General features: G+C 68.7%; 21 protein-coding genes. 6 read left to right on the forward strand and 15 right to left on the reverse strand.

Annotated features, from left to right (window positions below; all coding sequences use genetic code 11):
- The first annotated feature begins 20 nt into the window (after positions 1–20).
- Together LXT13_RS12620 and LXT13_RS12625 are read left to right on the forward strand one after the other, a co-directional pair.
- On the forward strand, positions 21–572 hold the full coding sequence (locus LXT13_RS12620) for a GNAT family N-acetyltransferase (protein ID WP_233372276.1): 552 nt from the start codon (positions 21–23) through the stop codon (positions 570–572).
- Between the two features lie 40 nt (positions 573–612).
- The gene (locus LXT13_RS12625; protein WP_233372277.1) at positions 613–759 is read left to right on the forward strand and encodes a hypothetical protein; all 147 of its coding nucleotides are present in this window, start codon (positions 613–615) and stop codon (positions 757–759) included.
- A 28-nt stretch (positions 760–787) separates the two neighbouring features.
- Here the strand turns inward: LXT13_RS12625 and LXT13_RS12630 are convergent, their stop codons facing one another.
- The 7 genes from LXT13_RS12630 to queG all read right to left on the reverse strand — a co-directional run bounded on the left by LXT13_RS12630 (position 788) and on the right by queG (position 9,092).
- Positions 788–1,390: a MarC family protein gene (locus LXT13_RS12630; RefSeq protein ID WP_233372278.1), complete on the reverse strand. Its 603-nt coding sequence runs from the start codon at positions 1,388–1,390 to the stop codon at positions 788–790.
- A 24-nt stretch (positions 1,391–1,414) separates the two neighbouring features.
- Positions 1,415–3,781 carry a TonB-dependent receptor plug domain-containing protein gene (locus tag LXT13_RS12635; protein ID WP_233372279.1) on the reverse strand — a complete coding sequence of 789 codons (2,367 nt, stop codon included), beginning with the start codon at positions 3,779–3,781 and terminating at the stop codon, positions 1,415–1,417.
- Positions 3,782–4,096: 315 nt separating this feature from the next.
- On the reverse strand, positions 4,097–4,972 hold the full coding sequence (gene xerD / locus LXT13_RS12640) for a site-specific tyrosine recombinase XerD (protein ID WP_233372280.1): 876 nt from the start codon (positions 4,970–4,972) through the stop codon (positions 4,097–4,099).
- The gene (locus tag LXT13_RS12645) at positions 4,965–5,930 is read right to left on the reverse strand and encodes a tripartite tricarboxylate transporter substrate binding protein BugE (RefSeq protein ID WP_233372281.1); all 966 of its coding nucleotides are present in this window, start codon (positions 5,928–5,930) and stop codon (positions 4,965–4,967) included. The genes xerD and LXT13_RS12645 overlap by 8 nt, the downstream gene beginning before the upstream one ends.
- 34 nt (positions 5,931–5,964) lie before the next feature.
- Entirely contained in the window at positions 5,965–6,573 is a 609-nt protein-coding gene (locus LXT13_RS12650; RefSeq protein ID WP_233372282.1) for a chalcone isomerase family protein, read from the reverse strand.
- 74 nt (positions 6,574–6,647) lie between these two features.
- A complete protein-coding gene (locus tag LXT13_RS12655) occupies positions 6,648–7,961 on the reverse strand; it encodes an NYN domain-containing protein (protein WP_233372283.1) in 1,314 nt (437 codons plus the stop codon).
- A 51-nt stretch (positions 7,962–8,012) separates the two neighbouring features.
- Positions 8,013–9,092 (reverse strand): tRNA epoxyqueuosine(34) reductase QueG, encoded by a 1,080-nt coding sequence (queG, locus tag LXT13_RS12660; protein WP_233372284.1) that lies wholly within the window; start codon positions 9,090–9,092, stop codon positions 8,013–8,015.
- An 81-nt stretch (positions 9,093–9,173) separates the two neighbouring features.
- Here queG and tsaE point away from each other — a divergent pair, with 81 nt between their 5' ends.
- Positions 9,174–9,563: a tRNA (adenosine(37)-N6)-threonylcarbamoyltransferase complex ATPase subunit type 1 TsaE gene (gene tsaE, locus LXT13_RS12665; protein ID WP_419964668.1), complete on the forward strand. Its 390-nt coding sequence runs from the start codon at positions 9,174–9,176 to the stop codon at positions 9,561–9,563.
- On the forward strand, positions 9,560–10,945 hold the full coding sequence (locus tag LXT13_RS12670) for an N-acetylmuramoyl-L-alanine amidase (protein WP_233372285.1): 1,386 nt from the start codon (positions 9,560–9,562) through the stop codon (positions 10,943–10,945). The genes tsaE and LXT13_RS12670 overlap by 4 nt, the downstream gene beginning before the upstream one ends.
- Positions 10,946–11,219: 274 nt before the next feature.
- Here LXT13_RS12670 and LXT13_RS12675 read toward each other — a convergent pair whose 3' ends face one another.
- The 4 genes from LXT13_RS12675 to LXT13_RS12690 form a co-directional block, all read right to left on the reverse strand.
- On the reverse strand, positions 11,220–11,423 hold the full coding sequence (locus tag LXT13_RS12675) for a YbdD/YjiX family protein (protein ID WP_233372286.1): 204 nt from the start codon (positions 11,421–11,423) through the stop codon (positions 11,220–11,222).
- The gene (locus tag LXT13_RS12680; RefSeq protein ID WP_233372287.1) at positions 11,416–13,482 is read right to left on the reverse strand and encodes a carbon starvation CstA family protein; all 2,067 of its coding nucleotides are present in this window, start codon (positions 13,480–13,482) and stop codon (positions 11,416–11,418) included. Before LXT13_RS12680 ends, LXT13_RS12675 begins: the two co-directional genes overlap by 8 nt.
- Positions 13,483–13,629: 147 nt before the next feature.
- Positions 13,630–14,925, reverse strand: coding sequence for an MFS transporter (tcuC, locus tag LXT13_RS12685; RefSeq protein WP_233372288.1), 1,296 nt, complete (start codon positions 14,923–14,925; stop codon positions 13,630–13,632).
- Between the two features lie 68 nt (positions 14,926–14,993).
- Positions 14,994–15,803 (reverse strand): substrate-binding domain-containing protein, encoded by an 810-nt coding sequence (locus LXT13_RS12690; RefSeq protein ID WP_233372289.1) that lies wholly within the window; start codon positions 15,801–15,803, stop codon positions 14,994–14,996.
- Positions 15,804–15,899: 96 nt separating this feature from the next.
- Between LXT13_RS12690 and LXT13_RS12695 the strand changes: the two genes are divergently transcribed.
- Positions 15,900–16,796 (forward strand): LysR family transcriptional regulator, encoded by an 897-nt coding sequence (locus LXT13_RS12695; RefSeq protein WP_233372290.1) that lies wholly within the window; start codon positions 15,900–15,902, stop codon positions 16,794–16,796.
- 140 nt (positions 16,797–16,936) lie between these two features.
- Complete coding sequence (locus tag LXT13_RS12700; protein WP_233372291.1) at positions 16,937–17,323, forward strand: hypothetical protein; 387 nt, start codon at positions 16,937–16,939, stop codon at positions 17,321–17,323.
- Between the two features lie 12 nt (positions 17,324–17,335).
- Here LXT13_RS12700 and LXT13_RS12705 read toward each other — a convergent pair whose 3' ends face one another.
- From LXT13_RS12705 to LXT13_RS12720, 4 genes are read right to left on the reverse strand one after another with little or no spacing between them, the layout of a single operon-like run.
- On the reverse strand, positions 17,336–17,788 hold the full coding sequence (locus tag LXT13_RS12705) for a DUF4124 domain-containing protein (RefSeq protein WP_233372292.1): 453 nt from the start codon (positions 17,786–17,788) through the stop codon (positions 17,336–17,338).
- Positions 17,785–18,417 carry a response regulator transcription factor gene (locus LXT13_RS12710; protein ID WP_233372293.1) on the reverse strand — a complete coding sequence of 211 codons (633 nt, stop codon included), beginning with the start codon at positions 18,415–18,417 and terminating at the stop codon, positions 17,785–17,787. Before LXT13_RS12710 ends, LXT13_RS12705 begins: the two co-directional genes overlap by 4 nt.
- Positions 18,414–19,775: a cache domain-containing protein gene (locus LXT13_RS12715; RefSeq protein ID WP_233372294.1), complete on the reverse strand. Its 1,362-nt coding sequence runs from the start codon at positions 19,773–19,775 to the stop codon at positions 18,414–18,416. The genes LXT13_RS12710 and LXT13_RS12715 overlap by 4 nt, the downstream gene beginning before the upstream one ends.
- Before the next feature lie 21 nt (positions 19,776–19,796).
- The gene (locus LXT13_RS12720; RefSeq protein ID WP_233372295.1) at positions 19,797–20,444 is read right to left on the reverse strand and encodes a DedA family protein; all 648 of its coding nucleotides are present in this window, start codon (positions 20,442–20,444) and stop codon (positions 19,797–19,799) included.
- Between the last annotated feature and the right edge of the window lie 52 nt (positions 20,445–20,496).

Consider the following 20,496-nt stretch of genomic DNA (forward strand, 5'->3'; position numbering starts at 1 on the left):
CTGCCCACGACGACCTCCACATGACCATCCTCTTGACGCCCCGACTGCGGCTGGAGCCCCTGGATGACCGCCACCTGGATGGCCTGCACGAGGTGAACCGCGACCCGGAGGTCATGCGCTACATAACCGGCCGGCCGGACACGCTGGCAGACACGCAGCGGATGATCGACAAAGTGAAGTCCCGTTGGGCCGAGTTCGGCTACTCGTGGTGGGGTTTCATCCGGCGCGAAGACGGCGCCTTCATTGGCAGCGGCTGCATCCAGCACCTCAACCGCGACCCCGCCGGCCCGCTGGAAACCGGCTGGCGCCTACGTCGCGACGCGTGGGGCCAGGGCTATGCCAGCGAGGCCGCGCGGCACATGGTCGGCTGGGCCTTTGCGACGCTGAAGCCGGAGCGGGTGTGCGCCGTGTGCGACCCGGCGAATGCCGCCTCATCGACCGTCATGGAACGGCTCGGCATGCAGTTCACCGGCATCGGCCGCTGGTACGACATGGACTGCAAGCGCTATGACATCACCGCCCGTGAATGGGAGGCCAGCGCCGCGAAGACGTCGTACGACGCTGAGGCATAGTCGCAGCTATCCGCTTCTTCTCACCCCACACGGAGATCCCATGGCCAATACAGAGCAGCGCAGCAACAAGATGGCGAAGAAGCCGAAGAAGGACACCGGCCCGGGCAAAGCAGCAGGCAGCGACCGGCCGGTAGCGCCCATGACCGCGGTCATTCCGAAGGGCAAGGAAGCCAAGAAGAACAAGTAGCCCGCCGGGCTGTCGGGCTTGACCCCGGTCAGAGCCCGCCGATGAAATAGCGCTTCAGGCCGGCGAGCACCATCTCGACGGCGATGGCCGTCAGCACGAGGCCCATCAGCTTCTCGATGGCAGAGACGACCGAGTCCCCCAGCAGCTTGCGGATACGGTCGGCCAACACCAGCGTCAGCCCCGAGATCAGCATCGCGGCGCTGAGCGCACCGACCCATTCGGCGATGCGGTCCGGCTGGCGGGACGCCAGCAGCAGCACCGTCGCCATCGCCGAAGGCCCGGCCAGCAGCGGCACGGCCAGCGGGAAGATCAACGGCTCACGCCCGGGCTCCAGCCCGTAGGCCGACTCGCCGGAGCTGCCGAAGATCATGCGGATGGCGATGATCATCAGGATCACCCCACCGGCCACCTCCAGCGACCGCTCCGAAAGGTGCATGACCTGCAGGAAGCTGTCGCCAAGGAACATGAACGCCAGCAGCACGCTGAAGGCGATGCCCACCTCGCGCAAAGCGACGCGCGTGCGGCGCTCCGGCGGCACCGACCGCATGATGGGAATGAAGATGGGCAGGCTGCCGAGCGGGTCCAGCACCAGCAGCAACAGGATCAGGGCGGAGAGAAAACTGTGGTCCATCCGCCCTGATTGTCCGGGACGCGGTCAGAACCGGTAGTGCGCCCGCGCGTAGTAGGACGCCCCGTTCAGGCCGAACTGCACGCTCTCATAGAGGAAGCTGTTGTCGGTCTCGTTCGGGTCCTGCTTGGTGGGCTTGACGTTGAAGACGTTGTTGCCACCCACGCTGAACTTCAGCGCGGGCGTGACCTGCCACGACAGGCCCAGGTCCATCGAGGTCTTGGGCTTGTAGTACGCATTGGGCACCGGCGGGCCGTCGAACGTGCCCAGCGTCTGGCTGCCGAAGTGGATGACCTTGGCTTCGCCCGTCCAGGCGCCCTGGCTGTACTCGAAGCCCAGCGTCGCCTTGGCGCGCGGGCCGCCCTGCTCGATATAGAGCCGCTCCTTCTCGGACAGCAGCACATCGGTGAACTGCTGCAGTTTGGACGGCGCATTGACGGCCGTGACGCGCGTGCGGCTGACGTTCAGCGCGAGGAAGGTGTTCAGCTGCCCTGCACCGAGCTTGTTGCGGTACGCCGCCGTCAGGTCCAACCCGCGGGTGCGCGTGTTGACCGAGTTGACGAAAAAGGCCGTCTGCTCGACGCCCAGGCTGTTCAGCAGCGGCGCCAGCTCGGGATAGTTGTTGGCGTCGAAGCGGCCCGACAGCACGATGCGGTCGCGGATGTTGATCTGGTAGAGGTCCACCGTGAAGTCGAAGTCGCGCCCGGCCTTGAAGGTCGTGCCCAGCGAGAAGCTTTTGGACTTTTCCTGCTTCAGCGGCGGCACGCCAGCCGCATTCGTGATGGCGCTGCCGTTGGGCGCGAGCTGCACCGGCACCGGCCGGCCACCGATGAAGTCGGTGAACGTGGACGAGAAATACAGCTGCTGCAGGCTGGGCGCACGGAAACCCGTGCTTGCCGCACCGCGCAACAGCCATTCCGGCGTCAACTTGTAGCTGCCTGAGAGCTTGCCGGTGGTGCTGGAGCCGAAGTCGCTGTAGTGCTCGGCGCGCAACGCGGCGTCGATCGTCAACACCGGCGAGAGGCTCGCTTCCCAGTCGCCGTAGATCGCATAGCTGTTGCGCCGGCGGTTCGTCACGTCAGCGGGCTGGAAGCCGGGGAAGCCCTGGCTGCCCGCATTGCCGCCGAAATTCAGGCCATCGGCATCGATGTAGGAGCCGGGCTCGCCGGCAAAGATGTTGTAGCGCTCCGAACGGTACTCGGCGCCGAACGCGATGTTGCTGCCGCCCAGCAGCTCGGGAAAGAAGCGGCTCACGTCGAAGTTGGTCGTCGCCTGCTTGAACTCGAAGCCGCCGGCGTCGAAATGGTCCGGGCTGATGCCCTTGCCGCCAGCCAGTAGGTCCTTGTTGGCAATGGACGCGTTCAACGTGTTCGAAACGTCGTAGTGCAGCCGGTTGGAGCCGTAGGTCTGCGACAGATCGGTGTCCCAGCCGGCCACCTGCGAACGCCAGCCGACGATCAGCGCCCGGTCCTCGATGGTGCCGTTGATGAAGGGCACGAAGCCGTCCGGGTACATCGCCGCCGAGTTGCGCAATGGGATGTCGCTGGAGTCCACGCCGCCGCGGCCATAGGCGGCCGAGGACGCATCGCGGTTCTGCGCGCCGGCCGTCACGTAGAGCTTGTCGGTGCCGGTGATCGGGAACTCGCCGTTCAGGTACAGCGTCTTGTTCTTGACCTTCGTGTCGCCAATGATGCGGGGGAAGTCTTCCGGCCGCGCGCGGTTGGAGCGGCCGCGGTCTTGCCACTCGCCGGTGACACCCAGCGTGCCGTCGCCGAGCTTGACGCCGCAGTAGGCCGTGGCGAGGTAGTTCTTGCCGTCACCGGCCGAGTACTGGCCGTAGCCGGCCACGGCCTCGCAGCCCGGCTTCTTCTTGAGCTGGATGTTGATGACGCCGGCAATCGCGTCGGAGCCGTACTGCGCTGCCGCGCCATCGCGAAGCACCTGCACGTTGTCGATGGCCAGCAACGGGATGGTGTTCAGGTCGGTGCCCGTGGCGCCTCGGTTGCGGGCGCCGAAGATGTTGACCAGCGCGACCGTGTGCATGCGCTTACCGTTGACGAGCACCAGTGTCTGGTCGGAGCCCAGGCCGCGCAGCGAGGCGGAGTCGATCAGGTCGGCGCCGTCCGCGCCGGTCTGCCGCGTGGAATTGAAGGACGGGGACAGGTATTGCAGCGTCTGCGCCAGGTCGAACTGACCGCCGCCCTCGGCCGCCTTGTTCATCGAGTAGATGTCGACCGGCACCAGCGTGTCGGTGCTGGAGGCGGCCGGCAGCGTCCTGCGCGAGCCGACGACGCTGACGCGTTCGAGGCTGGTGGCCTCCTGGGCAAGCGCGGGTGAGGCAGCGACGAGACAGGCAACGGCCAGGGCAGTGGGTGACAGGCGGATGGCTTGCATGGGAACTCTTGTGAAGTTTTGATGGCGGCGGAGTTTGCGCCGCGGCGTCGCGCCTGCGCAGACCCATGTTGTGGGCGGCAGACAGCTTGAAACCAACAGAGCGAACGAAGCCGCGGCACAACCCGAACCGCGAAAACCGTGCCTGGTCCTGGGCAGCGCATCGTCGACCCGCGTAGTGGGGGCCGATTACCTTGCTACTCCCAAGCCGGCCCGTGACGGCGGTGCCTGCGGCTCAGCGTCGCAAGGATCGGCGTCCCCGCGGGGACCGACGAGAGTCGCCCGCGTGTAGCGGAGCGAGGCTGGGCGAGGGGGGGGTCAGCCCCTGGGATGGTGCTGCGCGTGCAGCGCCTTCAGGCGCTCGCGCGCCACATGGGTGTAGATCTGCGTCGTGGACAGGTCGGCATGCCCCAGAAGGAGTTGCACCGCACGCAGGTCCGCACCATGGTTGAGCAGATGTGTCGCGAACGCGTGCCTCAGCGTGTGGGGCGACAGCGGCACCGTGATGCCGGCCGTCAGCGCATGCCGCTTGATCAGCGTCCAGAACATCTGCCGCGTCATGCCGGCACCGCGCGCGGTGACGAACAAGTCATCGCTGCTCTGGCCAGCCAGGATCTCAGGGCGGGCCTCGCGCAGGTAGCGGGTCATCCAGTCGCGCGCATGCTCTCCGAAGGGCACGAGGCGGCTCTTGCTGCCCTTGCCGGTGACATGCAGCACGGCGTCCTTAAACGCGACGTGCGCGCTCTTCAGCGTCACCAGTTCGCTAACGCGCAGCCCGCTGGCATACATCAGCTCCAGCATCGCGCGGTCGCGCAGGCCGAGCGCCGTGTTGACGTCTGGCGCAGCCAGCAGCGCGCTCACCTGCGCCTCGCTGAGCAGCTTGGGCACGCGCAGCGGCTGGCGGGCGGCGGTCAGCTTGAGCGTCGGGTCCGCCGTGATGCGCCCCTCGCGCAGCGCCCAGCGGAAATAGCGCTTGAAGACCGACAGCCGCCGGTTCGCACTGGTCGCCTTGGCGGCGGGTCGGGCTACTGCGTACTCGAACAGCTGCGCCTCGGTGCACGCGTCCAGTGGCGTGGGCGCCAGCCACCGGGCCAGCGCCACCAGGTCGCGCCGGTAGGCCGCTTGCGTGTTGGCGCTCAGACCGTCTTCCAGCCAGAGCGCTTCGATGAAGGACTCGATCGCGGGGTCAGTCAAGCTTCAACTTTTGCTGGGCCACGACCTTCTTGTAGACCTCGAACTCCGCGGCAATCTGCGCGGCGAACTCCGCCGGCGTGTTGGCCAGGATCAGCGAGCCGGTGTCCTCGATGCGCTTTCTCACGTCGGGGATCTCGACAGCCTTCTTCATCGCGGCATGCACCTTGTCCACGACCTCCTTGGGCAGCCCCTTGGGGCCGTGAATGCCGTAGTAGGCCATCCGGTTGACGGGCTCCAGCCCCACCTCCTTGAAGGTCGGCACGTTGGGCAGCGCGGCGACGCGCTGCGGCGCGGCCACGACGATGGGAATGAGCCGGCCGTCCTTGATGAAGGCCAGCGCCGACGGCAGGTTGTCGAAGATCATCGGCACCTGGCCGGCCACCGTGTCGTTGAGCGCCGGCCCCGCGCCGCGGTACGGGATGTGCAGCACGAACACGCCGGCGAGCGACTTGTACAGCTCCATCTGCAGGTGGCCGATGCCGCCGGTGCCGGACGTGGCGTAGCTGTGCTTGCCCGGGTTCTTCTTGAGCTCGGCCAGGAAGCCCTTGTAGTCCCTCGCCGGAAAGCTCGGGTGCACCGCGATGATGTTAGGCGTGGCCGCGACGTTGATGATCGGCGTGAAGTCGGTCAGCGGGTTGTAGGTGATCCTGGGGTTGATGGCGGGGTTGGCCGCCGTCGTCGACACCGTCGCCACGCCCAGCGTGTAGCCGTCCGGCACGGCGCGAACAATCTCGGTCGCGCCGACCGTGCCGCCACCCCCGGCCTTGTTGTCCACCACCATCGTCTGGCCCAGCAGCGTGGGCATGCGCTCCGAGATGATGCGGGCAATGATGTCGGTCGTACCGCCCGGGGCGAACGGCACGATGAGGCGAACGGGCTTGGCTGGGTAACCATCGGCCCGAGCGAGCGGGCTCAGCGTGGCCAGCGCGGCGGCCTGGAGGACGGAACGGCGTTGCATCGGGTCGGTCTCCTCTTGTTTGAGGAGCGCGATGCTAGCCCGGCTGGGCCGGCTGACCCAGCAGCCCGGCGCGCAGTTTCCCGTCGCTGTTGTGATCGCCGATGAAGACCTTCAGGAAGGCCGTGTAGAAGTCGTGGCCCTCGACCGGCTTGCCCCACACCTTGCCGTTGACGGTCAGCACCGTGCCGCCCTGGGCCGGCAGGTAGTCGATGACCAGTACGTCCCCCTTCTTCACGCGACCGACCTCGGTGATGGCGGCGTTGAACTGCTTCAGGCGCTCCTCCAGCGCCGCCTTCTCGGCCTCCGTGGAATTGCGGCTGACGCCCTTGTTGATCGCCTTGACGAATTCCTGCGTCGACACGTCCTTCACGAGGGGGATCGTGATGCGCAGCTCCACGCGCTTGGGGCCGGTCTGCGCGTAGACCGCCTCGGCCGTGCCGGCCTTCTGCGGCAGGTAGAGCGCAGCGACATAGGCCGAATACCGCATGACGAACACCTTGGCGCCGACGCCATTGAGCTGCAGCGTGCTGCCGCCCAGCGGCAACGTGTCGGCGAAGTCCTGGCCTTCGTAGCGCAAGGCAAAGGCAGGCGTGGCGAGGCCGGCGACGACGGTCAGCAGCAAGGCACGGCGAAGCAAGGACATGCAGGAGGCTCCAACAACGAGGCTGTCACGATAGCGCAGCAGGCCCTCCGGCCGTTGACTGCCATTGCAGGACATCAGCGGGTCAGCGAGTCAGCGGCGCCCACCCATTGCGCGATCTGTTCGGCCTCGCCTGCCGTGAGCAGCTTCTGTTCGCGCTCGCACAGGAACAGCATCTGATGCAGCAGCCGCTGCGTCAGCGTGAGCGTGTCATCGCGGCCCTGACCAAAGACGTGACCATTCAACTGCATGCCGCGCACGATGAAAGTCACGTCGCGGCGCCGCACGCGCAGGCCCAGGTCGTCCAGGCAGCGGTCGCTGACGCGCTGGGTGGTCGTCGCCAGGTCAAACGGCGCATTGGCCAGTTCCTCGGCCAGCGTCGAAATGACTTGCCGCAGGTGGCGGGGTGCCAGCATCGGCGCACCGGTCAGCGTGCAGACCTCGCGGATCAGCGCGAAGCTGCCGTCCGGCCCGGCCCACGGTGAGTCGGCTTCCTGCTCCGGCATCACCTCGCCCAGGTCGTGCCGGGTGGCATCGGCCAGGCGTCCGCCGGAGCCGCTCAGCCACACCACGCGCGACAGGCCCAGCGAACGGAAGAACCCCTTGAAGCTGCCGCAGCCGTTCCAGTTCTCCACGACGGCGGGATGCTCCAGCCTCAGCTGTGCCGCCAGCCTGCCGGCGCTGACGGGCTCCGGCGACGCCTCCAGCGTGGTCCAGATGCGCGAGGCGATGTCCGCCAGCTCGGCCGGTGTGGCCGGCCGCGGCACCACGCCGGCCGAGACAGGCACCATGGCAGCTGCAGCCACCACGGCGCTCGGCAACGAGGGTTCCGCAGCGGGCGCCTCGACAGGTTCGAGTTCCGCGGAGGGCTGCCCCAGGCCCAGCGCCTCCCGCAGGAACAAACGCTCGTCGATCATCAGGTCGGCCGACGCTTGGTAGGCCGCCGACGGAAAGCCTATGGCCAGCACCGTGGTGCGGCGGTCGTAGCGCCGCAGCTTGCGCAACACGGGCGTGAAGTCAGCGTCTGCCGAGAAGACGATGAACTCGTCGTAGTGCGTTTCATGCTGCAGCAGCTCGACGATATCGAGCACCATGTGGATGTCGGTGCTCGTCTTGCCCTGCTGCGTCACGGGCGGGCAGTCGACGATCTCGAAGCCCGCGCGCAGGAAGGCGTGGCGGTAGTTCTGGTACCAATTGGGGTTGAGATAGCAGCGCCGCACCAGCAAACGCCGACGTGCGCCAGGCTCGTGCGGTTCGGGCAACGCCAGCGACGCGATCAACCAGTTCAGCCACTCGGTCGGCTGGCGGGCAAAGCGCTCGGCCGCCTCGGGCTGCAACTGGCGCAGCTGAGAGAACACATTGTCGAAGTCAACGAAGAGGGCGCTCTTCATGGGCGGGTCGCGTTCCGGTCGAAAGGGGTGGGCAGCGTACTCGAGCGACGATCAGGCCAGCGCCCAGTCGATGTGCTCGCGCACGAGGTCATCGGCGCCCTGCCCCGCCTGCGCCAGCGCGGCCCGAAGACCGGCGTCGTCCCGCACACGCAGCGCATTGCCGGCCGCGACGGCCAGGTTGCGTCGCCAGCGCGCGAAACCGATGCGACGGATCGCCGAGCCCTCGGTGCGCCGCAGGAACTCCGCCTCGTCCCAGCGCAGCAGCTCGGCGATCGACGTGCCTGCGAGGCCCTGGCGCGGGTCGAAATCGGCCAGCACGGCGGGTTGCGCGAACTTGTTCCACGGGCAGGCCAGCTGGCAGTCATCGCAGCCGTAGACGCGGTTGCCGATCAGTGGTCGCAGCTCGACCGGGATGGGCCCGTCATGCTCGATGGTCACGTAGGAGATGCAACGCCGCGCATCGACGCGGTAAGGCGCCGTGATGGCGGCCGTGGGGCACACGTCGATGCAGGCGCGGCATTCGCCACAGTGCGCGGTCACCGGCTCGGTCAGCGGCAGCGCGAGGTCGATGAAGATCTCACCTAGAAAAAACATCGAGCCCGCCTCGCGGTGCAACGTCAACGTGTGCTTGCCGCGCCAGCCCAGCCCCGAGCGCGACGCCAGTTCCACTTCCAGCACGGGGGCGGAATCGGTGAACACGCGGAAGCCCAGCGGGCCCACCTCGGCGGCGAGCCGCTCGGCCAGCTTCTGCAGCCGGTTGCGCAACACCTTGTGATAGTCCCGACCACGCGCGTAGATCGAGACCTGCGCCTGCGACGGCGTGGCCAGCCCGGCCCACTCGACGGCTTGCCAGCCAGGCTCGGTGCTGCGCGGCAGGTAGTCCATGCGCGCCGTGATAACGCGCAGCGTGCCCGGCACCAGCTCGGCCGGCCGCGCGCGCTTCAACCCATGTGCGGCCATGTAATGCATGCCGCCGTGGTGGCCCGCGTCCAGCCAGGCCTGCAGCCCGGGCTCCGCGCTGCGCAGATCCACATCGGCTACGGCGATCTGTGAGAATCCCAGCTCACGAGCCCAGCCCCGCAAGCGCTTGAGCAGCGCGGGCGCATCGACAGTGGACCGGACCTCTTGCATTTGCCTGCGATTTTAGAAACCGAAGCGCGATGGCCCGACGAGGCCGCAGCCCAAGCGACCGCCGAACGTCTCGCGGCGGCATTGCTCCCCTCCCCCGACGCGCTGATCGAGCTGCACGGCCCGCTGGGTGCCGGCAAGACGACGTTCACGCGGCTGCTGCTGCGCGCGCTCGGCGTGCAAGGCCGCATCAAGAGCCCCAGCTACGCGGTCATGGAAAGCTACGAACTGCCGGGCGGCGCAGGCACGGCCAGCCACTTCGACTTCTACCGCTTCGGCGACCCGCGCGAGTGGGAGGACGCCGGCTTTCGCGATGTGTTCGCCGCGCCGGGCCTCAAGCTCTGCGAGTGGCCCGAGAAAGCCGCGGGCCAGTTGCCGCCGGCCGACCTGCAGCTCTTCATCGACCTGCTGCCGGACGACTCGCGGCGCGTGCGCGCCGTGGGCAAGGCCCGGCTCGTGGAGGCGCTGAAGTGAAGCGCCGCACGACGCTAGGTACGTTGGCCCTGCTGCTGAAGGCGCCTACATCGCTCGCTGCCGGCAGCCAGACCAGCATCGTCGCGGTGCGCGTGTGGCCCGCGACCGACTACACGCGCGTGACGATCGAGTCGGACCAGGCACTGGCGGCCAGACACTTCCTCGTCGACTCGCCGCATCGCCTCGTCATCGACGTCGACGGCCTCACGCTCAGTCCGGGCTTGCGCGAGCTGATCGGCAAGGTCAAGGCCGACGACCCCTACATCGCCGGCGTGCGCGTGGGCCAGAACACGCCCACCGTCGTGCGCATCGTGCTGGACCTGAAGCAGGCCGTCGCACCGCAGATCTTCACGCTCGCGCCGGTGGCGGCCTACAAGCATCGCCTCGTCTTCGACCTGCGCCCGCGCGTGGAGGCCGACCCGCTGGTGGCGCTGGCCCAGGAGAACAACAAGCCGCCGGCCGCCGCGCACCGCGCAGAGGCCGCGGCCAGCGCCGTCAACGACGCGCTGGAGGAGCTGATCCAGAAGATCGAGCGCCCGCCCACGCCGCCCGCCGCTGCGCCCGTGCCGCCCCCGGTAGCCGCGGCGCCCAAGCCGGCGTCATCGCCCGAGACCCGGCCCGCACACCCGCCAGTGCCGGCCGCGGCGGCCGCCACGATGGACCGTCTGATCGTCATCGCGCTGGACCCCGGCCACGGTGGCGAAGACCCGGGCGCCGTCGGCCCCTCCGGTCTGAAGGAAAAGGACGTGGTGTTGTCCGTGGGCTTGAAGCTGCGCGAGCGGCTGGAAGCCAACCCCAACATCCGCGTGCTGATGACGCGCGATGCCGACTTCTTCGTGCCACTGCAGGACCGCGTGCGCAAGGCACGGCGCGTGCAGGCCGACCTGTTCGTGTCCATTCACGCCGACGCGTTCCTGACGCCGCAGGCGCGCGGCGCGTCGGTCTTCGCGCTCAGCGACGGTGCGGCGACGAGTGCCGCCGCGCGCTGGATGGCCAACAAGGAGAACGCGGCCGACCTGGTGGGCGGCGTCAATGTCGGTGCGGCCACCAACGACGCCAACGTGCTGCGCGCGCTGCTGGACATGAGCACGACGGCCCAGATCAAGGACAGCCTGAAGCTGGGTGGCGAGGTGCTGGGGCAGATCGGCAAGGTCGGCAAGCTGCACAAGGCCAAGGTGGAGCAGGCGGGCTTTGCGGTGCTGAAGGCGCCGGACATCCCGAGCATCCTGGTGGAGACGGCGTTCATCTCCAACCCAGAGGAAGAGAAGAAGCTGGCGGACCCGGACTACCAGGACAAGCTGGTGGACGCGCTGGCGTCGGGTATCGCGAAGTACTTTGCGAAGAACCCGCCGATGGTGAGGAAGCGAAGTACGACGTTGTGACTGTGTGGACGGGCGAGCACAGGTTCCCGTTGGTTGGGCAACCCGGTTGGGATCGTTGGGATCCGGTTCATTGACGCGGTGCTGAGGTTGCCGCGAGTCCGGCGCGAAGGACGGGACTCACGGCAAGCCCAGCACCACACAGAGCCGCCGTCGCGACTCAGCCCAAGATCCCCGCGAGCAGAGAACGAAGAGACACGGAAACAAGGCCGCTGTAAGCCTTCAGGCAAGGCGTCGTCAGGAAAAGCCGGCATCTCCGGCGTTCTGCCACTGGATCTCAGCAGCACTTCCCGACTCGCGCGCTGTAGCGCGCCGCCTGCCTCTCCCTGAAGAACTCTTCGTAAGTCATCGGCTGCCGCTCCGGATGCGTCGCCTGATGGTGCGCGAGGTACGAGCCATAGTCCGGCACGCCCACCATCAGCCGCAGGCTCTGCGTCAGGTAGCGGCCGGCCTCGGCCAGGTCACGGCGCAGCTCACGCATGTTGGGCTTCCGCCGGCATCGGCACGAAATCGCTTTCCTTGGCCGTCGGGCGACCGGTGCGGCGCGCCGCGAGGATGGTCTTGATGCTGTAGACCAGCACGCTCAGCACGACGCCCATGAACAGCGCGCACAGCGCCGCATCCAGCCGGTCGTTGAAGACGACGCGCGACATCGCGTCCAGCGTCTTGGCCGGTGCCAGCACCTTGCCCTCGGCAATCGCGGCAGCGTATTTGTCCGCGTGCGCCAGGAAGCCCAGCTTGGGGTCGGCCGAGAAGATCTTCAGCCAGCCAGCCGACATCGTGCAGACAAGCAGCCAGGCCGCGGGAACAGCCGTCACCCACGCATAGCGGTCCTTTTTCATCTTGAAGATGACGACCGTGCCCAGCAGCAGCGCGACGGCAGCCAGCATCTGGTTGGCGATGCCGAACAGCGGCCACAGCGTGTTGATGCCGCCCAGCGGATCAACGACGCCCTGGTACAGGAAATAGCCCCAGGCCGCGACGCACAGGCCGGTGGCGATGAGGTTGGCCACCCAGCTCTCGGTACGCTTGAGCGAAGGCACGAAGCTGCCCAGCAGGTCCTGCAACATGAAGCGGCCGGCGCGCGTGCCGGCGTCCACGGCGGTCAGGATGAACAGCGCCTCGAACAGGATCGCGAAGTGGTACCAGAAGGCCATCATGGCCTTGCCGCCGATGACCTGGTGCAGGATCTCGGCCATGCCCACGGCGAGCGTCGGCGCGCCGCCGGCCCGGGCCAGGATGGTCTTCTCGCCGACGTCGGCGGCCGTCTGCGTCAGCATGTCGGGCGTGACGACGAAACCCCAGGTCGACAGCGTCTGCGCGACGGTCGCCACATCCTTGCCGACCACCGCAGCCGGGCTGTTCATCGCGAAGTAGACGCCCGGCTCGATGCACGAGGCGGCCACCAGTGCCATCACGGCGACGAAGCTCTCCGCCAACATGCCGCCGTAGCCGATGTAGCGGGCGTGCGTCTCGTTCTCCAGCAGCTTGGGCGTCGTGCCCGACGAGATCAGCGCATGGAAGCCCGACACCGCGCCGCAGGCGATGGTGATGAACAGGAACGGGAACAGGTTCCCCGCCCAGACCGGGCCGCCACCGGCGGCGAACTGCGTCAGCGCCGGCATCTTCAGCGGCGGCGCGACGATGACGATGCCGATGGCCAGCGCGACGATGGTGCCGATCTTCAGGAAGGTGGACAGGTAGTCGCGCGGCGCCAGCAGCAGCCACACGGGAATGCAGGCGGCGATGAAGCCGTAGGCGATCAGCGCCCAGACCAGGTTGACCGGCGTCAGCGTGAACAGCGGTGCGAGCGTCGGGCTCTCGCTGACGGCCTGGCCGCCGAAGATGGCCGCCATCAGCAGCACGAAGCCGATGACCGACACCTCGCCGATGCGGCCCGGGCGGATGAAGCGCAGGTAGACGCCCATGAACAGCGCGACTGGGATGGTCGCCGCGACCGTGAACAGGCCCCACGGCGAATCGGCCAGCGCCTTCACGACGATCAGCGCCAGCACCGCAAGGATGATGATCATGATCATGAACGCGCCGAACAGCGCGATCAGCCCCGGCACCGTGCCCATCTCCTGCTTGACGAGGTCGCCCAGCGACCGACCGTCACGGCGCGTGGAGATGAACAGCACGATGAAATCCTGCACCGCGCCGGCAAAGACGACGCCGGCCAGGATCCACAGCAGGCCCGGCAGGTAGCCCATCTGCGCCGCGAGCACCGGGCCCACGAGCGGGCCAGCGCCGGCGATGGCTGCGAAGTGGTGGCCGTACAGCACGTGCTTGTTCGTCGGCACGTAATCCAGCCCGTCGTTGTACTTCCAGGCAGGCGTCTGGCGATTGGCGTCCAGCCCGAGCACCTTGTTCGCGATGAACAGGCTGTAGTAGCGGTACGCGATCAGGTAGGTGCACAGCGCGGCGGCCACCACCCACAGCGCACTGATCGTCTCGCCGCGGCTCAGGGCCACGGTGGCAAACGATACGGCGCCAAGGATGGCAACGCCCGCCCAGGCAAGGTGGCGGCGCAGATTCATGGGGTTTGTCTCCTGTGCGGCGCACGCCTCGACGGGGGCGTATGGCCGTCCGGACAGTCTCGGCAAACTGCGCGCCCGGCACATCGTCCATGCCACGCAGGCCCGCCGCGCGGCATCACCTAAGGGTCAACCCCGATCCCGGACCGTTCAGGCCGGCGCTGCGACAGCCTGGCGCCGCGGCTGCACCCGCCAACCGTAGACGCACAGCGTCGCCACGAGGCTCAGCAGCGCCGCGCCGGACATCCACAGCCCCGGCACCGCGCGGTTGCCGGTGGTGTCGATCAGCCAGGTGCACACCAGCGGCGTGAAGCCGCCGAACAGCGCGGTCGCGATGCTGTACGCCAGCGAGAAGCCCGCCGTGCGGATATGCGCGGGCACCACCTCCGTCAGCGCCGCGATGGTGGCCCCGTTGTAGCTGGCGTACAAGAAGGACAGCCACAGCTCCACCGCCAGCATGCGGCCAAGGCTGGGGCCGCTGACCAGCCAGGCCATCATCGGGTAGGCGGTCAGCACGGTCAGCGCGGTCGCCACCACCATCACCGGCGCGCGGCCGATGCGGTCCGACAGGCCGCCCATGACGGGCAGCCACAGCAGGTTGGACAGCCCCACCGCCAGCGTCACCAGCAGGCTCTCGGTCGTGGACAGTTTCAGCACCGCCTTGCCGAACGTGGGCGTATAGACGGTGATCAGGTAGAACGACACCGTCGTCATGACGACCAGCAGCGTACCCAGGCCGATGACGCGCCAGTGCAGGCCCAGGCCTTGCAGCGTCTGACGGAAGGTCGGCCGGTGCGTGCTGGCCTTGAAGGCCTCGGTCTCCTGCAGCTGGCGGCGGATGACGAAGATGGCCGGGACGATCAGGCAGCCGATGAAGAACGGGATGCGCCAGCCCCAGGCGTCCAGCGCGGCGCGGTCCATCACGGTGTTCAGGCCGAAGCCCAGCAGCGCCGAGACGACGATGGCCATTTGCTGGCTGGCCGACTGCCAGGCGACGAAGAAGCCACGCCGGCCCGGCGGCGCGATCTCGGCCAAGTAGACCGACACACCGCCCAGCTCCACGCCCGCCGACAGCCCCTGCAGCAGCCGACCGAGCAGCACCAGCGCGGGTGCCAGCAGGCCGATGCTGTCGTAGCCCGGCACGAAGGCCACCAGCGCCGTGCCGGCGGCCATGATGGCCAGCGTCACCAGCAGGCCGCGGCGGCGCCCGACGCGGTCCACGTAGGCGCCCAGCACCACGGCGCCGAGCGGCCGCATCAGAAAGCCGGCGCCAAAGGTCGCGAAGGTCAGCATCAACGACGCGAACTCGCTGCCCGCCGGGAAGAAGGCCCGCGCGATGGCCGTCGCGTAGAAGCCGAACAGGAAGAAGTCGTACATCTCGATGAAGTTGCCGCTGGTCACGCGGATCACTGCACCGAGGCGCGAACGTGAGGGTTGAGAGGTCATGGTGTCTCCTGGGGGATCGGGGATCGGCACCGTCTTCGCGGGCCTTGGGTGGTGGGGAACGGGCGGCGTCAGCGCACGACGGGCTCCAGGCCGGCGGCGCGGATGGCCGGAGCGCTGTCGCGGCCGGTCAGGAAGTCCAGGTAGCGCTCGGCGGCCTGCGGCCGGCGGCTGCGGGCCACGCGAGCGGCCGCATAGGGCGTCACGCGCTGCAGTTCGGCTGGCAGGTCGCCGACGATGTCGATGCCACGCACCGGCTGCAGCTCGCTGCGCTGCTGGCAGCCGAACGCCGCCTCATGCCGCGCCAGGATCTCACCGACCGGCGTGGCCGGGATCTGCCGGCCCTTGGCCTTCACATCGGCCTCGATGCCGAGCCGGGCCAGCAGCTCGCCCTGGATGTACTGGCCGCTGGCGCTGTCCGACCACGCGACCGACGGCGCCTGCAGGAACGCCTGCTTCACCTGCGCCACGTCGTCCAGTGGCACGGTGGGCTCACCGGATGGCACCGCGCAGGCGATGCGGGACAACGCCAGCCGTCGCTTGCTGCCAGGCACAAGCCAGCCATCGGCCATCAGGTGGTCAAGCGCCGGCTCCACCATGACGACCACATCGATCGCCTCGCCGCGGGCCAGCCGCGCGGGAATGGCACCTGCCGTGTCGCCCATCGACGGGCCGAACACCTGCTTCACCGGCACGGCACCGGCCTGCGTCTCATAGATGGGTGACAAGGCCTTGAAGGCCTCGGCAAAGCCACCCGACGACACGACGACCAGGCCGTCGTCCGCCACGGCCGGCGCCGCGGCGCCGGCTGCGGCGAAGCCCGTCAGCAACAACCCCATCGCAGCGCGACGAACGGCAAGAGGAGCGGACAGCAAAGACATGGTTGTGACGCGGAAACACCGCCGTGGACTGGGGACCCGACGATCTTGGGCGGTGCCAAAGAGAAACTCCAGTGCAATGTTTAGTACGATCGATGCATGGAAAGCAACGGTCTTGATCTGGACCAGCTCCGCGCCTTCATCGCCGTGGCGGACCACCTCAGCTTCCGAGAGGCGGCGGAGGCCTTGCATCTGTCGCCACCGGCGCTGAGCCGGCGCATTGAACGGCTGGAAGAGCGTGTAGGCGCGAGGCTGCTGGAGCGCACGTCGCGCTCGGTGCAACTCTCGTCCGTCGGCGAAGCGTTTCTCGACCGTGTCCGCCGCGTGCTGGAAGACCTCGATGGCGCGGTGCTGGGCGTGCATGAGCTGGCCTCGGGTCACCAGGGCCGCATCACCGTCGCGGCCATCCCGTCGGCGGCCACCGGCTTCGTGCCGCGCGCGCTGGTGCGGCTGGCGGACGCCTACCCGGGCGTGCGCATGCGGCTGATGGACGGGTCGCTGCAGGAGACGACGTTGGCCGTGCTGGGTGGGCAGGCCGACCTCGGTATCTGCTTCGACGATGCGCCCATCGCCGGCCTGCAAACCGCGCCGCTGGGGCCCGACCCCTATGTCCTCGCCCTGCCCCCGAACCACCCCTGGGCCACGCGCGACGCCGCCCGGCTGGAGGAGCTGATCGACCAGCCGCTGGTGGGCCTGGGCGGCGCCAGTGGTAACCGCCAGCTGCTGGACGCGCAGCTCAAGCGGCTGGGGTTGCAGCTCACCGTTCGCCATGAGGCGGCGCACCTGCAAGCGGTGCTGGGCCTGGTGGCCGCCGGGCTCGGCGTGGCGCTCGTGCCCCGGCTGGCCGTGGCACCCGGCCCGGCCGGCGTGCGCGTGCTTTCGCTCGAAGGTCGCCCGCTGAGCCGGGCACTGGCCGTGTGCTGGTCGGCGTCGCGGCGCCTCACGCCGCTGGCGCAGCGCCTCGTTCCGCTGCTGCGCGACGCATTCGAGGCCTGAGCGGCAAGGGGCGGCCGTCCCCGCCCCGCGCGCCGGAACACCTGCTTACGACCCCGCAGGCCCGGCCGTCAACGTGCGGCGGCCGCTGGCGTTGTTCCCTCACGCCAGGCTCTTTTGCCGGGCGCTGCAGGAGGTTTTCCATGATCCGCTCCCTCGCCACCGCCGCCGTGATGACCGCCGCACTTGCCGCCGCTCCCGGCGCCCAGGCCGGCACGCACTGGTCCATCGGCGTGGGCATCAACCTGCCCCCGGCCGACATCGTCGTGACCAACGCCCCCCGCTACGTGGCCCCCGCGCCGGTCTACTACGAGCCGCCGCCCGTCGTCTACGTGCCCGCGCCGCGCTATGTGCAGCGCGAGGTCTACTACGCCCCGCCGCCCCCGCCGCGTGTGGTCTACGAGACCTCGTACCGTCAGTGGGACCGTCATCACTGGGATGACCGCCGGTGGGACGACCGGCGCTGGGAGCATGAGCGCCGCGAGCGCCACGAGCACTGGGACGGCGAAGGCCCGCGCCGCGGTCGCTGAAGCGGCCCGCGCCTAACGGCAGAACCGCTTGACGTCGCCCTGCGCGACCTCGCGGTCGTAGCCGTCGATCGGCGCGCCGTTGCCGTGCCGCAGCTTGCCATCCAGCACGTCGCGGGCCAGCGCGCAGCGGGACGCGTCACTGCCGTTCTCCCTGCCACCGGACTCGGAGCCTTGCGATGACGGGCCGGCCTGCGGCCCCGCGGAGGCGCCCGCCGGCGCTGAAGCCTTGCGCGCCGGCCAACTCCAGCCAGGTGGTGCCGGCGATTCAGCGCTGGGCGGCACGGGCGGCACGGGCGGCGTGGGCGCCACCTTGACCTGCTGGGTCGGCTTGCCGTCGGCGGCGTCCTTGCGGTCGCCGTAGTGGACGCGTCCCTGCGCGTCGGTCCACTTGTAGATCTGCGCTCCGCAGCCGCCCGCAGCCAACCCCAGGGCCAGGCCGGTCAGCCAGATGACGCTTGTGTTCATGGATGGTCTCCTTGCCGGGCATGCTCCACGGCATACCGGATCAGCTCGGCCTGGCCGTCCAGGTCCAGCTTGCGTTTGATGCTCTGGCGATGGGCCTCCACCGTGCGGACGGACAGGTCCAGCTGACGCGCAATCTGCTTGCTGGAAGCGCCCTGCCCAAGCAGGCTGAGGATCTCGCTCTCGCGCGGAGTCAGCACGGGCTTCGGCGCCTGGCCGCGGAACAACCGGCCGGACACGGCGGCGCTGAGGAAGGTGCCGCCCGCCGCCACCGCGTCGATGGCCGAAACGATCTCTGCGGCCGGCGCGTCCTTCAGCACATAGCCGCGCGCGCCTGCCTGCAGCGCGCGCTGCACGTACTCCGGGTTGTCGTACATGCTGAACATCAGCAGCTTGATGGCGGGCTGGGCCGCCAGCATCTCTGCACCCAGCGCGATGCCGCTGACTTCTTTCAAGCCGACGTCCATCAGCACCACGTCGGGCCGCGTGCGGGCCAGTTCGGCCAGCGCCTCGGTGCGGCCACCGGCCTCGCCAACCACCTCGAAGCGCGGCACGGCCGCCAGCCGCGCGACCAGCCCTTCCCGCACCATCGGGTGGTCGTCGACAAGCAGGATGCGGATGGGCGGGTTCATGCGGTGGCGGCGCGGGCGAGGTCGGCAGCCGACAGTGTGACCGTGAGCCGGCAACCCGTGCCGGGCGACGTGGCGAGCGTCAGACGCGCATCCAGCGCGTCGGCCCGCTCGCGCATGCTGCGCAGCCCCAAGCCGCGGTCGGCCACGGCCTGGGCGGCGTCGGCATCGAAGCCGTGGCCGTCATCGATCACCTCCAGCGCCAGGCCGCCATCCGCGGCAAAACCCAACCGCACGTCGACCTCCGACGCCCCGGCATGCCGCGCGGCGTTGTTCAAGGCCTCCTGCGCAATGCGGAACAGCGCCGTCTTCACCGCGTCGGGCAGATCGACCTCCTCGCCGGCGATGCGCGCCGTGAAGCGCGTGCCGCCCGCGGCGTCGAACTCGCCGGCCAGATGCTGCAGCGCTGCAGGCAGGCCCAACGTGTCCAGCAGCGCCGGGCGTAGCGCATGCGACAGGTGTCGTACCTCGGCCAGCGTGCTGTTCAGCCGCTGCAGCGCCAGCCCCTGCAGCCGGTCGGCGCCGGCCGGCTGTTGCTGGGCGGACTCGATCAGCAGCTTGGTCGCGACCAGCGCCTGGCTGACGCCGTCGTGCAGTTCGCGCGCCAGCCGGGCCCGCTCGTCCTCCTGGCTTTGCACGACCTCACGGGCCAGCGCGCGCAGCTTGGCCTCAGCGCTGCGGTGCTCGCTGAGGTTCAACGCCAGCGCGCCGGCGCTGATCAGAGCGATGCCGAATACGGCGACCGCACCGACCCACAGCAGCGTGGCCAGGATGTTCTGCCGCGCCCCCCGCTCCAGCTCGGCCATCGTGGCCTCAATGCCGTCCAAGTAAAGCCCCGTACCGAGCATCCAGCCCCACTCCGGCACGGCGACGACGTAGCCCAGCTTGGGCGCCAGCTGGCTGCTGGACGGCTTGCGCCACAAATACTCCACGTAACCACCGCCCGACCTGGCCCGGGCGATCAGCTGCTGGATGGTGGGTCGGCCCTGCGGGTCGCGCAGCTCCCACAGGTTCTGGCCGATCAACTCGGGCTGGCGCGAGTGCGTCAGCACGCGACCGTCGAGCGCATAGACGAAAAAATAGCCGTCCGGCCCGTAATCCAGCGACCGCAGGATGGCCAGTGCCTTCTCCGGCCCGCCAGGTTCCGCCAGCAGCGGCTTGACGGTGCTGACGGCAAGATCCACGTAATGCTTGAGCTCCGTCCGCCGCGCGTCCATGTAACTGGCGCGCACCAGGGCGTGTTCGCGCTCGGCCAGCGACACCTCCTGCTGCCGCACGGCCAGCGCGATGAGCGCGAGCGATGCAAGCAGAGGCAGCAGTGCCAGCAGCACGAGCTTGGCGCGGAGCGACAGCCGCGGCATGCCGGATTCGCCGCGCCGGCCTCAGCCCGGCTGGCGCTTGAACTTGCTCTTCAACCCACCGGCGATGACGATGACGCCTGGGATGAGGATCATGGCCCAGATGATCTTGTCGAGGTTGGCCTTGACCCAGGGCACGTTGCCGAACAGATAACCCACCAGCGTGACGCCGCACACCCACAGCGCACCGCCGGTCACGTCGTAGAAGGTGAACTTGCGGCGGGTCATCTGCGCCACGCCGGCGACGAACGGCGCGAACGTGCGCAGGAAGGGCATGAAGCGCGCCGCGATGATCGTGAAGCCGCCGTACTTCTCGTAGAAGGAATGCGCCTTGTCGAAGGCGGCCTTGTTGAAGAAGCGCGAGTCCTCCCACTGGAAGACGCGCGGGCCGAAGTACCGCCCGATCGTGTAGTTGGACTGGTTGCCGAGGATGGCCGCGGCCGTCAGCAGGCCCATGGACAGCCCCAGGTCCATCAGGCCCACGCCACACATCGCACCGACGACGAACAGCAGCGAGTCGCCCGGCAGGAACGGCATGACGACAACGCCGGTCTCCACGAAGATGATGAGGAACAGCAGCGCGTAGACCCAGGCGCCATAGGCCTGCACGAAGGTGGCCAGGTGCTGGTCCACGTGCAGGATGAAGTCGAGAAGGAAGTGCAGCAGGTCCATGGGCGGGCATTATCCCGGCAGCCTCGTGACAGCCGCGGGGCCGCCCGATAAT

Origin of the sequence: Pelomonas cellulosilytica, from assembly GCF_021353265.1 — a bacterium.
Classification (GTDB): Bacteria; Pseudomonadota; Gammaproteobacteria; order Burkholderiales; family Burkholderiaceae_C; genus Pelomonas; species Pelomonas cellulosilytica.